Origin of the sequence: Streptococcus sp. 27098_8_69, assembly GCF_041432445.1 — a bacterium.
Taxonomy (GTDB): Bacteria; Bacillota; Bacilli; order Lactobacillales; family Streptococcaceae; genus Streptococcus.
The window spans coordinates 19,791-35,890 of the sequence record NZ_JAPVZO010000024.1; the positions used below are offsets into that span (position 1 = coordinate 19,791).

9 protein-coding genes are annotated in these 16,100 nt (G+C 41.9%); 2 read left to right on the forward strand and 7 right to left on the reverse strand.

The features are described from left to right. Window positions 1–160: 160 nt before the first annotated feature. Together rpoC and O3658_RS08475 are read right to left on the reverse strand one after the other, a co-directional pair. Window positions 161–3,823 carry a DNA-directed RNA polymerase subunit beta' gene (gene rpoC / locus O3658_RS08470; RefSeq protein WP_371560825.1) on the reverse strand — a complete coding sequence of 1,221 codons (3,663 nt, stop codon included), beginning with the start codon at window positions 3,821–3,823 and terminating at the stop codon, window positions 161–163. 32 nt (window positions 3,824–3,855) lie between these two features. Continuing rightward, a complete protein-coding gene (locus O3658_RS08475; RefSeq protein WP_371560826.1) occupies window positions 3,856–7,458 on the reverse strand; it encodes a DNA-directed RNA polymerase subunit beta in 3,603 nt (1,200 codons plus the stop codon). Between the two features lie 430 nt (window positions 7,459–7,888). On the opposite strand from O3658_RS08475, the gene O3658_RS08480 reads away from it, so the two are divergent. Then, window positions 7,889–8,746 carry a 5'-nucleotidase, lipoprotein e(P4) family gene (locus O3658_RS08480; protein WP_371560827.1) on the forward strand — a complete coding sequence of 286 codons (858 nt, stop codon included), beginning with the start codon at window positions 7,889–7,891 and terminating at the stop codon, window positions 8,744–8,746. A 142-nt stretch (window positions 8,747–8,888) separates the two neighbouring features. On the opposite strand, the gene O3658_RS08485 is transcribed toward O3658_RS08480, so the two are convergent. The 5 genes from O3658_RS08485 to nt5e all read right to left on the reverse strand — a co-directional run bounded on the left by O3658_RS08485 (window position 8,889) and on the right by nt5e (window position 14,625). Beyond that, window positions 8,889–10,391, reverse strand: coding sequence for a zinc ABC transporter substrate-binding protein AdcA (locus tag O3658_RS08485; protein WP_371560829.1), 1,503 nt, complete (start codon window positions 10,389–10,391; stop codon window positions 8,889–8,891). Window positions 10,392–10,400: 9 nt separating this feature from the next. Beyond that, entirely contained in the window at window positions 10,401–11,207 is an 807-nt protein-coding gene (locus O3658_RS08490) for a metal ABC transporter permease (RefSeq protein ID WP_371560831.1), read from the reverse strand. Further along, window positions 11,200–11,904, reverse strand: coding sequence for a metal ABC transporter ATP-binding protein (locus tag O3658_RS08495; protein WP_316108278.1), 705 nt, complete (start codon window positions 11,902–11,904; stop codon window positions 11,200–11,202). Before O3658_RS08495 ends, O3658_RS08490 begins: the two co-directional genes overlap by 8 nt. After that, window positions 11,904–12,344: a zinc-dependent transcriptional regulator AdcR gene (gene adcR / locus O3658_RS08500; protein WP_371560833.1), complete on the reverse strand. Its 441-nt coding sequence runs from the start codon at window positions 12,342–12,344 to the stop codon at window positions 11,904–11,906. Before adcR ends, O3658_RS08495 begins: the two co-directional genes overlap by 1 nt. 244 nt (window positions 12,345–12,588) lie before the next feature. Further along, on the reverse strand, window positions 12,589–14,625 hold the full coding sequence (gene nt5e / locus O3658_RS08505; protein ID WP_371560835.1) for a cell surface ecto-5'-nucleotidase Nt5e: 2,037 nt from the start codon (window positions 14,623–14,625) through the stop codon (window positions 12,589–12,591). 175 nt (window positions 14,626–14,800) lie between these two features. Between nt5e and O3658_RS08510 the strand changes: the two genes are divergently transcribed. Then, window positions 14,801–16,100, forward strand: a protein-coding gene (locus O3658_RS08510; RefSeq protein ID WP_371560837.1) for an IS3 family transposase whose coding sequence is annotated in 2 segments (ribosomal slippage) — window positions 14,801–15,242 and window positions 15,242–16,100 — 1,301 coding nt annotated over the 2 segments. Because the reading frame shifts where the segments join, the coding sequence is not laid out codon by codon here. This gene is flagged as partial in the annotation.

The following is a 16,100-nucleotide window of genomic DNA, read 5'->3' on the forward strand; positions in this document are numbered from 1 at the left end:
TATATAAAACACAAGTCTAACCTTAAATAAAAAAAGCGAGCAAAGTCAGTTTTCTGACAATCAGAATTCTGCCTTGTTCACTTTTTTATCTAGTGGATTCTTCTTAAGAATCTATAGTGAATGATTAATCTTTTCATCTCAGATCTTAAGTAACATCTACTTATTCACTCACTTCAACAGTTTCAACGACTTCTTCTACAGTCGTATCTACTGGAACTTCTTCTTGTGAAGATGCTAGGTAAGACTCTTCGTTAACTGCTTGTGGTTCAAGGTTACGGTAACGTGCCATACCTGTACCAGCTGGGATAATCTTACCGATGATAACATTTTCCTTAAGACCAAGGAGATGGTCTTTCTTACCACGGATAGCTGCGTCTGTAAGGACACGAGTTGTTTCCTGGAAGGAAGCTGCTGACAAGAAACTATTTGTTTCAAGTGAGGCCTTGGTGATTCCCATAAGGACTGGACGACCAGTCGCTGGCACTCCACCTGCGATAAGAACATCCTTGTTAGCATCTGTAAAGTCATTGATATCCATGAGGGTACCCATAAGAAGGTCTGTATCTCCTGGATCCATAACACGGACTTTACGAATCATTTGACGAACCATTACCTCGATGTGTTTGTCACCGATTTCTACCCCTTGACTACGATAAACTTTTTGTACTTCACCGAGGAGGTAAGTTTCAACTGATAAGACATCACGTACAGCAAGGAGACGTTTTGGTTGGATTGAACCTTCTGTCAATGCTGCACCACGAGAGACTTGGTCCCCAACTTCAACACGCATACGAGCTGTAAATGGTACCACGTATTCGCCTTCTCCAGTTTCACCCTTAACGAAGACTTTCTTGGTACGAGTTGAAGCATCTTCTTCGATAGCGGTAACTTGTCCTTTGACCTCTGTGATAACCGCTTCCCCTTTAGGATTGCGGGCTTCAAAGATTTCTTGGACACGAGGAAGACCCTGAGTGATATCGGTATTTGAGGCAACCCCACCCGTGTGGAAGGTACGCATTGTAAGCTGTGTACCAGGTTCCCCGATAGATTGGGCAGCGATTGTACCAACTGCTTCACCAACTTCAACCGCATCACCAGTCGCCAAGTTGATACCATAACAGTGACGGCAGACACCATGACGAGTGTTACATGTAAATACAGAGCGGATAGTCACTTCTTCCACACCAGAATTAACAATTTCACGCGCCTTGTCTTCTGTGATCAATTCATTTGGACCAATAATCACTGCACCAGTTTCCGGATGTTTAACAGTTTTCTTAGTGTAACGACCATTGAGGCGCTCTTCAAGAGACTCGATCATCTCTTTTCCTTCTGCAATAGAGCGGATCAAGAGACCACGATCTGTTCCACAGTCGTCCTCACGGATGATAACGTCTTGGGCAACGTCAACCAAACGACGAGTCAAGTAACCTGAGTCAGCTGTCTTAAGGGCCGTATCAGTCATACCTTTACGAGCACCGTGAGTTGAGAAGAACATTTCGAGTACTGACAAACCTTCACGGAAGTTTGAAAGGATTGGCAATTCCATGATACGTCCGTTCGGAGCAGCCATCAGACCACGCATACCGGCAAGCTGTGAGAAGTTTGAGATGTTACCACGGGCTCCAGAGTCCATCATCATAACGATAGGGTTCTTAGGATCTTGGTTAGCAATCAAACGTTTTTCAAGTTTTTCACGGGCAGCACGCCATTCAGCTGTTACAGCATTGTAGCGCTCGTCGTCCGTAATCATACCACGACGGAATTGTTTAGTAATTTGTTCTACACGTTTGTGTGATTCTTCGATGATTTCAGCCTTATCTTCAACAACTGGAATATCGGCAATACCCACTGTCAATCCTGCAAGAGTTGAGTGGTGGTAACCGAGGTTCTTCATGCGGTCAAGTAGGGCAGAAGTTTCTGTCGTACGGAAACGTTTGAAGATTTCAGCGATGATATTTCCAAGGTTTTTCTTCTTGAATGGAGGGTTAAGTTCAAGATTGCTGATTGCTTCCTTGATATCTCCACCAAGTGGCAAGAAGTATTTAGCTGGAACGCCTTCTGTTAAGTTGGCATTGTTTGGTTCTTGCAAGTATGGTAGACCCTCTGGCATGATATCGTTGAAGAGGATTTTACCAACTGTGGTCAGCAAGACCTTGTGTTTTTGCTCTTCTGTCCAAGGCTTGTTGAGGCTGTCTGTTGCGATACCAACACGTGAGTGAAGGTGAACATAACCATTGCGGTAAGCCATAACCGCTTCGTCACGGTCTTTGAAGACCATTCCTTCACCTTCACGACCAGCTTCTTCCATGGTCAAGTAGTAGTTACCCAAAACCATGTCCTGAGATGGAGTAACAACTGGTTTACCATCTTTCGGGTTCAAGATGTGCTCAGCAGCCAACATCAAGATACGAGCTTCTGCTTGGGCTTCTTCTGAAAGCGGTACGTGGATGGCCATTTGGTCCCCGTCAAAGTCGGCATTGTAGGCTTCACAGACAAGTGGGTGCAAGCGAAGGGCCTTACCATCAATCAAGACAGGTTCAAAGGCTTGGATACCCAAGCGGTGAAGAGTCGGTGCGCGGTTCAAAAGTACTGGGTGTTCTTTAATCACTTCTTCAAGGATATCCCAAATACGCTCATCTCCACGTTCTACCAAGCGTTTAGCCGCTTTAACGTTTTGCACGATATCACGCGCTACGATTTCACGCATAACGAATGGTTTAAAGAGCTCGATCGCCATTTCACGTGGCACACCACATTGGTACATCTTAAGAGTTGGACCAACGGCGATAACGGAACGTCCTGAGAAGTCAACACGTTTACCGAGCAAGTTTTGACGGAAGCGTCCTTGTTTACCTTTGAGCATGTGGCTCAATGATTTAAGTGGACGGCTACCTGGTCCTGTGATTGGACGACCACGACGACCATTGTCAATCAAAGCGTCAACCGCTTCTTGAAGCATACGCTTCTCATTTTGAACGATGATACCTGGTGCGTTCAACTCAAGCAAACGAGCCAAACGGTTGTTACGGTTGATAACACGACGGTAAAGGTCGTTCAAGTCAGATGAGGCAAAACGGCCACCATCCAACTGCAACATTGGACGAAGATCTGGTGGAATAACCGGAAGGATGTTAAGAATCATCCATTCAGGTTTGTTCCCAGACTTGTAAAAGGCATCCAAAACATCCAAACGACGGATTGCTTTGACACGTTTTTGCCCAGTTGCTGTCTTCAATTCTTCTTTGAGTTCAGCAATTTCTTTTTCAAGATCTACTTGTTTCAAGAGATCTTGGATAGCTTCGGCACCCATTTTAGCAACAAATGATCCGTAGCCATATTCACGCAAGCGCTCACGATATTCACGCTCTGTCATGATAGATTTGTGCTCAAGCGGTGTATCCTTTGGATCAATCACCACATACGCAGCAAAGTAGATTACTTCCTCGAGGGCACGAGGGCTCATATCAAGAGTCAAGCCCATACGGCTTGGAATTCCCTTGAAATACCAGATATGAGATACAGGAGCTTTCAACTCGATGTGTCCCATACGTTCACGACGAACTTTTGTACGCGTTACTTCAACACCACAACGGTCACAAACAATCCCTCTGTAACGAATGCGTTTGTACTTACCACAAGCACATTCCCAGTCTTTTGTAGGACCAAAGATGACTTCGTCAAATAGTCCTTCACGTTCTGGTTTCAACGTACGGTAATTGATTGTTTCAGGTTTTTTGACTTCTCCATAAGACCATGAACGGACTTTACTTGGAGAAGCTAGTGTGATTTGCATACTTTTAAAACGATTTACGTCAACCACTATTTCTTCCCTTTCTATTCTAAATGAGCTACTTATTCTTGTTCAGTAGCTTCTTCTGTTGCTTCCGCTTTTGCACCTTCTTCAGCTTCAAAAGCAGCTTTTGCTTCTTCAGCAGCTTTTTTACGTGCTTTTTCAAGGTCATCTACGTGGATGACATCTTCGTCCATGCCCTCATCAAGATCACGAAGTTCCACTTCTTGATCATCTTCGTCAAGGACACGCATGTCAAGACCAAGAGATTGCAATTCTTTGACAAGAACTCGGAAGGATTCTGGAACACCTGGTTTTGGAATTGGTTTTCCTTTTGTAATAGCTTCATATGCTTTCAAACGTCCGTTGATATCATCAGACTTGTAAGTCAAGATTTCTTGAAGTACGTTTGATGCACCATAGGCTTCAAGCGCCCAAACCTCCATCTCACCGAAACGTTGTCCACCAAACTGAGCTTTACCTCCGAGTGGTTGTTGGGTAACGGTCGAGTAAGGTCCGACAGAACGAGCGTGCAATTTATCATCAACCATGTGGTGGAGTTTGATCATGTACATGACACCAACTGATACACGGTTGTCAAATGGCTCACCAGTACGTCCATCGTAAAGGATAGTCTTAGCATCGCTATCCATACCAGCTTCTTTAACAGTTGACCAAAGATCTTCAGAACTTGCTCCGTCAAAGACTGGTGTTGCGATGTGAATACCAAGGGTACGAGCTGCCATACCAAGGTGGAGCTCCATAACCTGACCGATATTCATACGTGATGGCACCCCAAGTGGGTTCAACATGATGTCGACTGGAGTTCCGTCTGGAAGGTAAGGCATGTCTTCTACAGGAACGATACGAGAGACAACCCCTTTGTTTCCGTGACGTCCGGCCATCTTATCTCCGACCTTGATCTTACGTTTTTGAGCGATGTAAACTCGAACCAGCATGTTAACACCTGATTGCAATTCATCTCCATTTGCACGTGTAAAGATCTTAACATCACGAACAACACCATCGGCACCGTGTGGTACACGAAGAGAAGTATCACGAACTTCACGAGACTTGTCTCCGAAGATAGCGTGCAAGAGACGTTCTTCAGCTGAAAGGTCTTTCTCACCCTTAGGTGTTACTTTACCTACAAGGATATCACCTTCTTTAACCTCAGCACCGATACGGATAATACCCATTTCGTCAAGGTCTTTAAGGGCATCTTCACCAACGTTTGGAATTTCACGAGTAATTTCTTCAGGCCCAAGCTTTGTATCGCGAGTTTCTGATTCGTATTCTTCAAGGTGGACAGATGTGTAGACATCGTCTTTCACCAAGCGTTCGCTCATGATAACGGCATCCTCGAAGTTATAACCTTCCCATGTCATGTAGGCAACGATTGGGTTTTGTCCAAGCGCCATTTCTCCATTTTCCATAGAAGGTCCATCTGCAATAAAGTCGCCTTTTTCTACAACGTCGCCAACTTTAACAAGCGTACGTTGGTTGTAGGCAGTACCTGAGTTTGAACGACGGAATTTTTGGATATGGTAAACATCCAATGAGCCATCTTCACGACGAACTTCTACTTTGTCAGCATCGGCATAAGTAACTTTACCATCATACTGAGCAATAACAGCCGCTCCAGAGTCATGGGCTGCTTGATATTCCATACCAGTACCAACGTAAGGTGCTTTTGGATCAATCAATGGTACAGCCTGACGTTGCATGTTGGCACCCATGAGGGCACGGTTGGAGTCGTCGTTTTCCAAGAAAGGAATACATGCTGTCGCAACGGCAACTACCTGTTTAGGAGAAACGTCCATATAATCAACACTTGAAGCTGGGTATTCTTGGTTAACCCCTTGGTGACGTCCCATGACAACTTTTTCAGCAAAAGTGCCATCTGCGTTCAATTTAGAGTTAGCCTGCGCTACTGTGTACTCATCTTCTTCATCAGCAGTCAACCAAACGATTTCGTTAGTTACTTTTCCAGTTGCACGGTCAACCTTACGATATGGTGTTTGAATGAAACCATACTTGTTGAGGTGCCCGTATGAAGACAAGTTGTTGATCAAACCGATGTTTGGCCCTTCAGGTGTTTCAATCGGACACATACGACCATAGTGAGTGTAGTGCACGTCACGCACTTCATATCCAGCGCGGTCACGTGTCAAACCACCAGGTCCTAAGGCAGACAAACGACGTTTGTGTGACAACTCAGAAAGTGGGTTGTGTTGGTCCATGAACTGTGACAATTGAGAAGAACCAAAGAATTCTTTGATTGCTGCAGTTACTGGACGGATATTGATAATTTGTTGTGGTGTTAAGACTTCATTGTCCTGAACAGACATACGTTCACGGACATTACGTTCCATACGAGAAAGTCCTAGACGTACTTGGTTAGCAAGCAATTCACCAACAGCACGGATACGACGGTTCCCAAGGTGGTCGATATCATCGACACGACCAATACCTTCAGCCAAGTTGAGGAAGTAGCTCATCTCAGCCAAGATATCCGCAGGAGTTACGATGCGAACCTTGTCATCTGGATTAGCATTACCGATGATAGTTACAACACGGTCTGGATCAGTTGGTGCAACAACCTTGAATTTTTGAAGAACAACTGGTTCTGTTACTACGGCAGCATCATTTGGAATGTAGACAATCTTGTTCAAATCGCCATCCAAATGGCTTTCAATGCTTTCAATCACACTACGAGTCATGATTGTTCCAGCTTCTACCAAGATTTCACCTGTTTCAGGGTCTACCAATGGTTCAGCAATTGTTTGGTTAAGCAAACGTGTTTTAACATTGAGTTTTTTATTGATCTTGTAACGACCAACTGCAGCCAAGTCATAACGACGTGGGTCAAAGAAACGAGCTACAAGCAAGCTACGTGAGCTTTCAGCAGTCTTAGGCTCACCTGGACGAAGGCGTTCGTAGATTTCCTTCAAAGCTTCGTCTGTACGAGAATCCATTGGGTTCTTGTGAATATCTTTTTCAACAGTGTTACGAACAAGATCGCTATCACCAAAGATATCAAAGATTTCATCATCGCCTGAGAAACCAAGCGCACGAACTAAGGTCGTAAATGGAATCTTACGAGTACGGTCGATACGAGTGTAGGCAATGTCTTTTGAGTCGCTTTCAAGTTCCAACCAAGCTCCACGGTTAGGGATAACAGTTGAACCGTAACCCACTTTACCATTTTTGTCTACCTTGTCATTAAAGTAAACACCTGGAGAACGCACCAACTGTGATACGATGATACGTTCACCACCATTGATGATAAAGGTTCCCATCTCAGTCATGATTGGGAAATCACCAAAGAATACTTCCTGTGTCTTGATTTCGCCAGTTTCTTTGTTAATCAAGCGGAAGGTTACAAAGATTGGCGCTGAGTAGCTGGCATCGTGGATACGAGCTTCTTCAAGCGTATATTTAGGTTCTTTGATTTCGTAGCCAACAAATTCCAACTCCATTGTGTCTGTGAAGTTTGAAATTGGCAATACATCTTCAAACACTTCCTTCAGACCATGGTCTAGGAAATCTTTGAATGAATCAGTTTGAATTTCAATCAAATTTGGTAAGTCAAGAACTTCTTTGATTCTTGAAAAACTACGACGGGTACGATGTTTCCCGTATTGAACGTCATGTCCTGCCAAGATGATTCTCCTTTTTAAATAAAGTTCCAAGCTTAGTGACCTAAGCTAGTAATTATCGTTAGATGGTTCTAAAAACCCTATCAACTTATCCCCCTCGACTAATTTTCAGAATCTTTAAATCTTTGTTACAAAGGTCAAAAAAACTGAAAAAAAGCACAAAAAGAGCAGCTAAATCCGACTTTTTCAGGAGATTTAACTGCTGTGAGCCTTGTCCGGACAATATTTCAGACAAAACCTACGACAAATGATTATTTACATTATACCTGATTTTCTTTGATTTTTCAAGGGTTTAAAATATTTTTCTCTTCCTCTAATCCGTTAATTATCTACATCTTTCTTTGAAAAATCAAGTCCATATTTAGGAAAACGCTTGCCTTAACTATTCCCTCATGCTATACTGTTATTGAAATTAATAGACAGGAGACATTTTATGAAAACAGCTAAAACCACTGTTACAATCGTTTCTGCACTTGCATCTGTCATCTTATTGACCAGCTGCGCCACAAAATCCACAGAAACACAAACATCCACTAATAACTCATCTGACAATCAGATTACAATGACTTACGACCAACTACGGTCTAGAGAAAATACCATGTCAACTCTCTGGTATCAAAAAGCGGCCGAAACAAAAGCCTTGTATCTACAAGGTTATAATGTTGCTACAGATCGTCTAAAGGAATTACTGAAAACAGAATCAGACAAGCCTTATTCGATTGTTTTGGACTTGGACGAAACGGTCCTAGATAACAGTCCTTATCAAGTTCAAAATGTCAAAGATGGAACAGCATTCACACCTGAAAATTGGGATGTTTGGGTCCAAAAAGCTGCAGCAAAAGCCGTCCCAGGTGCTAAAGATTTTCTTCAGTTTGCCGATCAAAACGGTGTCCAAATCTACTATATTTCTGACCGTTCAGTCGACCAAGTAGATGCTACCATTAAAAATCTAGAAAGCGAAGGTATTCCTGTACAAGGACGTGATCACCTCATGTTCCTAGAAAGTGGTGTAAAATCCAAAGAAGGTCGTCGACAAGCGGTTCAAGAAAAGACAAATCTTGTGTTACTATTTGGTGATAACCTTGTAGACTTTGCAGATTTTTCTAAGACTTCTGAAGCTGATCGTGACAAACAACTTGAAGAATTGCAAAAAGAATTTGGTGAAAAATTCATCATCTTCCCAAATCCAATGTATGGATCATGGGAAACAGCAGTTTACGGTGGTAATAAACTAGATGCCAAGGGACAAGTAGAAGAACGCGAAAAGGCTTTACAAGGCTTTGACAAGTAATGAAAACTTGGTATTCAATAAGGCCATAAGTACAAAAAGAAGTGCAAAAGCTCTTTAACTGACAAAACTCAAAAAAGCGGACAAGAGAGGATTCTGATAACCAGAAAACTTTCCTGTTCGCTTTTATCATGTGAATCGTATCTTAATGAGCCAACATTTCTTGGGCGATCTCTTGACCTGATAAGCCATCTGGATAGTAAGTTGGCCAGTTGTCCATCTCTTCAAAGAGGGCGTCTTGGCTAGCGCCTCCAAAGAAGATATGGAAATGCTCTGCCTTGACTGGAGCAATATTGTGGTCGCTAAACTGAACATACTTAAATTGTCCAGCGTCCGCATCTGTCGCTTCAAAGAGATAACGAACTCCTCGATTCCCTTTCTTATAGGTCAAGATTTTCTTGCCGACATACTTGTATGTATATTTCTTACTTTGGTCACCTTGGATGAATTCCATAGTGTTATCCGTGATATTAATCTTAGATACATCGGTTTGATAGCCCTTTTGATAGTAGGCTTTGTATTCATCCTTGGTCATCTTACCAGTCAATTTAGCCTTGTAGTCAAAGACTTGATCAAGAGTCCCATTTTCAAGGAAAGGATAGACTGACTGCCAGTTACCAGCATAGTCACTCAAGGTGCGATCCTTAACATCTGCATCCTCAAAGTAGCCATTTTGAACGGTTTTAGTTTCCTCTGCTTTTTCTGGCTCAATTTCTGCCCCTGCCTGGTCAGTTGTTTGCTTGAGGGCCTTGAGATTTTTCTCCATGACAGAGATATAGTTTTCTCCCGCCTTCATGTCCTCTTCGGTCAAGCTTTCCAGAGGATTCAGAACGTCTAGCTTGACACCTGTTTCTTTTGAGAGGGTATTGGCTAGGGCTTGAGAAGCATTTTCTTCAAAGTAGATATAAGAAATCTTGTTTTTCTTGATATATTCGGTCAATTCTGCCAAGCGGCTTGCTGAAGGCTCCGCATCTGGTGATAGACCTGAGATAGAAACTTGATTGAGTCCGTAGTCTAAAGCTAAGTAACGAAAGGCAGCGTGTTGAGTCACAAAACTCTTTTGTTTAGCACTAGAAAGTCCTTCAGTATAGGCCTTATCCAAGGCTTGCAATTTTTCGATATAGACTGCTGCATTTTGTTCAAAAGTCGCCTTCTTATCTGGATAGTCAGCTGAAAGACTGTCACGGATATGTTCTACAAGTTTGATCGCACGCGCAGGAGACAACCATACGTGAGGATCATACTCGTGATGATGGCCTTCTTCACCATGATTATGGTCTTCCTCTTCTTCACTTCCTGGAAGAAGCAACATATCTCCAGTAGCTTTAATGATTTTTACTTTTTTCTCATCTAGGGAATCTAATAACTTAGGAACCCATGTTTCCATATTTTCATTCTCATAAACAAAGGCATCAGCATCTTGGATTTTAGCAACTGCCTTAGGTGATGGTTCATAGTCATGTGGCTCTGTTCCAGCCCCAATCAAGAGCTCGACATTGGCTGTATCTCCTGCTACTTGCTTGGTAAATTCGTAGACAGGGTAGAAAGTTGTGACAATATTTAATTTTCCGTCTGCCTGTTTTTGATTGGAACAAGCGACTAAGAATAGTGTCACAAGACTTGCCAAAAGTAGGCCTAGTTTTTTCATTTTCTTCTCCTATTTGATAAAACGTTTGAGTAAGCTGACTAACAAAAAGACAACTACAAATATAATGGTAATACTTGCACTCGGTGGTGTCTCTGCATAATAGGAAATATAAAGTCCTGCCACCATGCCTAGAAAACCAATGGCGCTAGCAAGTATCATCACAGAACTAAAGTTTTTACCTAGACGCAAAGCAATACTTGCTGGTAAGACCATGATAGTCGATACCAAAAGCGCTCCCGCTGCTGGGATCATGAGGGCAATAGCCACCCCCGTCACCATATTAAAGAGGATAGACATGGTACGCACTGGAAGTCCATCCACAAAAGCTGTATCCTCGTCAAAAGTTAAGATGTACATGGGTCTTAAAAAGAGGAATGTCAAGACCAACACAACAGCTGCAATGACAAAGAGCCCAATTACCTGCTCTTGACTAATGGTCACGATAGAACCAAAAAGATACTGATCCAGACTCATCGAACTAGAGCTCTTACCCTTACTCATAACAATTAAGGACACTGCAAGTCCTGTAGACATGAGGATGGCTGTTCCAATCTCCATAAAGCTCTTGTAAACCGTGCGGAGATATTCAAGAAAGACCGCCGCAATCAAGACAATAGCAATAGTCGAGATGGTCGGAGAAATCCCTAAAACCAAACCAAAGGCAACCCCTGAAAGCGAGACGTGACTCAGTGTATCACTCATGAGACTTTGACGACGCAAGATGAGGAAGGTCCCAAGAACTGGTGAAAAGAGACTCATGGCAATAACTGCCAAAAAGGCCCGTTGCATAAAATCATAAGAAAATAGATTAAGCATGGTCCACCTCCTGGTCATTTTCATGGACATTGAAACAACGCCATGGCGAATCTTGGTCTCGAACAAGGTGGATGTTACGATCTGCATAGTCCTTGACTTCTTCAGGATCGTGAGTAATCATCAGAACAGCCTTGCCATGATGGTGGGCACTATGGTGCATGAGTTCATAAAATTCATTTTTGGTACCTGCATCCATCCCTGTTGTCGGCTCATCCAAGATAAAGATATCTGGATCTGAAGCAAACATACGTGCAATGACCGCTCTTTGCTTTTGACCACCAGAGAGAGAGCCAATCCGTTTATCCCGATGTTCCCACATGCCAACTGAGTTTAAACTAGCCTTGATGTGTTCTTCGTCGTGAGCATTCAGACGACGGAACCAGCCCTTTCTTGGGTAGCGACCTGATTTGACAAATTCATAAACAGTACTTGGAAAGCCTGCATTAAAACTGGCGATCTGTTGAGGAAGATAGGCAATTCTTAGCTTTTTCCCATGAATATTTGTCTTTGAGATGGTTACTTTCCCAATTCGTGGTTGTAAAATACCTAGACTGGCCTTGATAAGAGTGGTCTTTGCCGCTCCATTTTCTCCTGTCAGTGTGACAAATTCCCCACTATCAACACTGTAATTGATGTGCTCAAGCACAGGTTCCTTGTCATAATAGAAGGACAAATCCTCTACTGTGATGTATCTCATTACTTGATTTCTCCTACTAAAGCAGTTAAAAACCGCTGGATAATTTTTTGTTCGTTTGGCGTAAACTGAGTGGCAACCTGCTCATAAGTCGAGAGGGTATGTTCATGATGATGCTGGTGTTCCTCAGCAATAGGTCGAGCCAAGTCTGTCAATCGATAGAAGATAACACGCGCATCCTTGGGATCCTTAGACGTTTCTAACATCCCCTCCTTGACCAAGGATTTGATAGCCTTGGTAACGGCAGCTTGACTAACATTGAGACGACGCGCCAACTCAGAGTTGGTGAGCGACTCCTCTGATAAAAGCATGAGAATATGCTCCTGGGTATTGGTCAAGGCTACATCACTGGTACAATGACCAACGAGAATTTCATGCTGGTTTTCCGCCTTGAGAATAATCTCATTTAAAAATTGATCGATATCTTTTGCCAACTGTCTCATGATTTGCTCCTTTCTCAGAACGGAATTTCTATAAATACAAGGTTTTCATACTCTTCAAAAATCAAATTCAAACCACGTCAGCTTCGTCTTGGCGTACTCAAGTACAGCCTGCGTCTCGCTTCCTAGTTTGCTCTTTGATTTTTATTGAGTATCACACCATTCCTTTACTAGTTAAGTATATCACATCCAAGCAAGGAGTCAAGAAAAAAGATGAAAACACCTGAGATGTTTTCATCTTGTAGAATTATTTTTCTTGTTTACGACTAGTCCAGAGGGCTGTCGCTCCAAGAATCATACCCAATAGCATCATGAAAATAGATTGCTCACTACCTGTATTTGGAAGTAATTTTTCTGATACGACTGTCTTGTTAGCAAACTTATCTGCAACCTTATAATCAACTTTTACAGTAGAAGGTTGAGTCGGTTTTGTTGCTTGGTCTTCTACTGGTTTAGCTGGATCTTGCTCTTTACCTTGCTCTTCTGGTAGTTTAAATGTTTTTGAATCCACAGAAATCGTGCGTGAGTTTGGATTTACCTTTTCATACTGAGTCAAATCAGCTGTTTTAAGGTAATCTTCAAAGGCAGCATCCATTGAAGGGCCTTCTTCTCTGGCACCACCAAGCATGGTATAACCATCACCACCTGCTGCAAGGAAGTCATTGGTTGCTAGGTAGTAAACTTTTTCCAAATCTAGTTTTTCATAAAGACCAGTCGTACGATTCTTAACTTGAATAGCCAAGACACGTTTGCCTGCAGCTAGGTTTGTATCATAATAGACCTTGGCTCCTGAAATCTGTAAGAATCCGCCACTTGGTTCTAGCAATGGTTGACCATTTTCATCCAAGACAGTTTTTCCTGCCTTATCCACTTGCAAGATAGATCCGAGTGATTTTTCAAACATTTCAAAAACTTGCTGACCAGTTACTTGAATTTGTGAAATTGTGTTCCCAAATGGTAGAACCGCAATGACATTTCCTTTTGTAATTGGCTTATCTTTGGCAATCGTTTCACGCAAGCCACCACCATTGGTCACAGCGATATCCGTCGGATGACTAAAGCCTGTTTGACCGTATTGATAGAGAGAATCTGCGACAACATTTCCAAGGTTAGTTTCACGGACACGGACATTTTCACGGTCACCGTTCAATTCAACTGGACTATTTGAAACAACTTCTATAGCATTTTCAGCGTCATACTTTTGTTTGATATCCTTGACAAGTTTTTCAATTTTTGGATTAGCTTCCAATTTCTTAGCATCTGCAGCTGCAATGAGTGAAGGATTCCCCAATAATTGGCGAGATTTGTAAGTGATTTTACCAACGTTATGGAGATAGCTTCCTGTCTGGTTGTAGGTCACATTGTCTCCATAGGTAGTCGATTCTACTGTATGAGAGTGACCATCAATAACAGTGACACGCTTACCTTTCAAAAGAGGATTTTTTGAAAGTGCTTCTGCAAGTGTTGAACCGCGCCATTCTACAGGTGTTGTTGTATCAACTCCCAAGTGAGCAAGGACAACATAGTGTTTGTAGTCTTTGCCTTCTGCCAAGGCTTTAGCTTGAATTTCTTCGATAACCTTGTTAACCTCTGCAATTGGTTCTGTAAAGGTTACTCCTTTGACATTTTTAGGGTGGGTCTTAGTAGCTGTTTCAGGTGTTGTCACACCGATGACGACAAATTCATCACCTTCAACATCCTTGTTCTTATCAACAATTGTTGCTGCTTCAAATAAACGAGCACCATTGACATAAGTGTTTGAGCTGAGCAATGGAAAGTTCAAAATTTCTTTGTATTTTTTAACTTCATCGAGTCCAAAGTCAAACTCATGATTTCCTACAGCCATAGCATCATAGCCCATCTCGTTTAAGATTTTGGCACGTGCTTCACCCTTTGTAGAGTTTGAAATTGGCAGACCTTGGAAGGCATCGCCTGCATCTACTACTAGAGTCGTTTGATTGCTCTTTTCGCGCTCCTTCTCAATAACCGTTGCGAGTTTGGCATCTCCGATTACTCCTTTTTCTTCTACAATACGACCATGCACGTCATTGGTATGCAAGATAACAGTATCTGCTTCTTCTTTTTGAGGTGCAGCCTCTTCAACTGGCGTTGCCGGACTTGTAACAACCTCAGGAGTCGCTGTCACTACTGGTGCTTCTGTAGTGCTCACAACTTCTGTAGCTTCTGAAGAACTAGTATTTTCTTCAGCATAGACTTGTCCAGCTAAAAAGGCTGGAGCTAATAGGGCTGTCGATAGCACAGGCAACAAAAAACGTTTATTCATATTGAAATCCCTTTCTCTTCTTTCTTCTACTATTATACGCTATTTAGCATCATTTTAAAACTTTTAACCTTTTTGAAGGTAACCTATCCGACATTTCATAAAAAAAGTCTGAACAAAAAGTGAACTGCATCCCAAAAGTTAGACATAAAAATCTAACTTTCGGGGTGTTTTTATTATGAAATTAACATATGAGGATAAGATTCAGATCTATGAACTCAAAAAGCAAGGAGAGAGCTTCAGACAACTTTCAAATCAATTTGGGATAAACATTTCTAATCTTCAGTACATGATTAAATTGATTGATCGTTATGGAATAGAAATCGTCAAAAAAGGAAAGAATTGTTACTATTCTCCTGAACTAAAACAAGAGATCATTGATAAAGTTCTTCTTGAAGGTCGTTCACAAATTAGGGTGTCTCTGGATTATGCTCTTCCAAGTAGTGGATTGCTTTCGAATTGGTTGGCACAATACAAGAAAAACGGGTATACTATTGTTGAGAAAACAAGAGGGAGACCACCTAAAATGGGACGTAAGCCAAAGAAGAGATTTGAAGATATGACAGAATTAGAACGTCTTCAAGCAGAAAATGAGTACTTGAGAGCGGAGAATGCCATTCTAAAAAAGTTGAGAGAACTCCGATTGAGGGACGAAAAGGAGCAAGAAGAAAAACGGAAATTGTTCAAGGATTGGTAACAGAGTTTTCTTTAGATATCCTTCTAAAGATTATTAAGCTTGCCCGTTCAACCTATTATTACCACTTAAAACAGCTGGATCAAAGCGATAAGGATGTTGATGTTAAAGCTGAAATTCAGTCAATTTATACTGAGCATAAAGGAAATTACGGTTATCGTCGCATGACTCTAGAATTACGAAATCGTGGCTTCGTAGTGAACCATAAGAAGGTGCAGCGTCTTATGAAAGTACTTGGTTTAACGGCTCGAATTCGCCGTAAACGGAAGTATTCTTCATACCAAGGAGAGGTTGGCAAGAAAGCAGATAACCTTATTCAACGTCAATTTGAAGCAACCAAACCCATGCAAAAGTGCTACACAGATGTGACAGCATTTGCCATTCCAGCAAGCAGCCAAAAACTTTATTTATCACCAGTTTTAGATGGCTTTAACAGCGAAATTATCTCCTACAATCTTTCTACTTCGCCGAACTTAGTACAAATGAAAGCTATGCTCGAACAAGCCTTTACAGAGAACCATTATGAAAATACAATTCTCCATAGTGACCAAGGATGGCAATACCAACACGATTTCTATCATCATTTTTTAAAGAATAAGGGAATCCAACCATCTATGTCACGTAAGGGAAATAGTCCAGATAACGGTATGATGGAATCTTTCTTTGGCATTCTTAAGTCTGAGATGTTTTATGGTTATGAGAATACGTTTCAATCACTTGAGCACTTGGAACAAGCTATTGTAGACTATATTGATTACTACAACAATAAACGAATTAAGGTAAA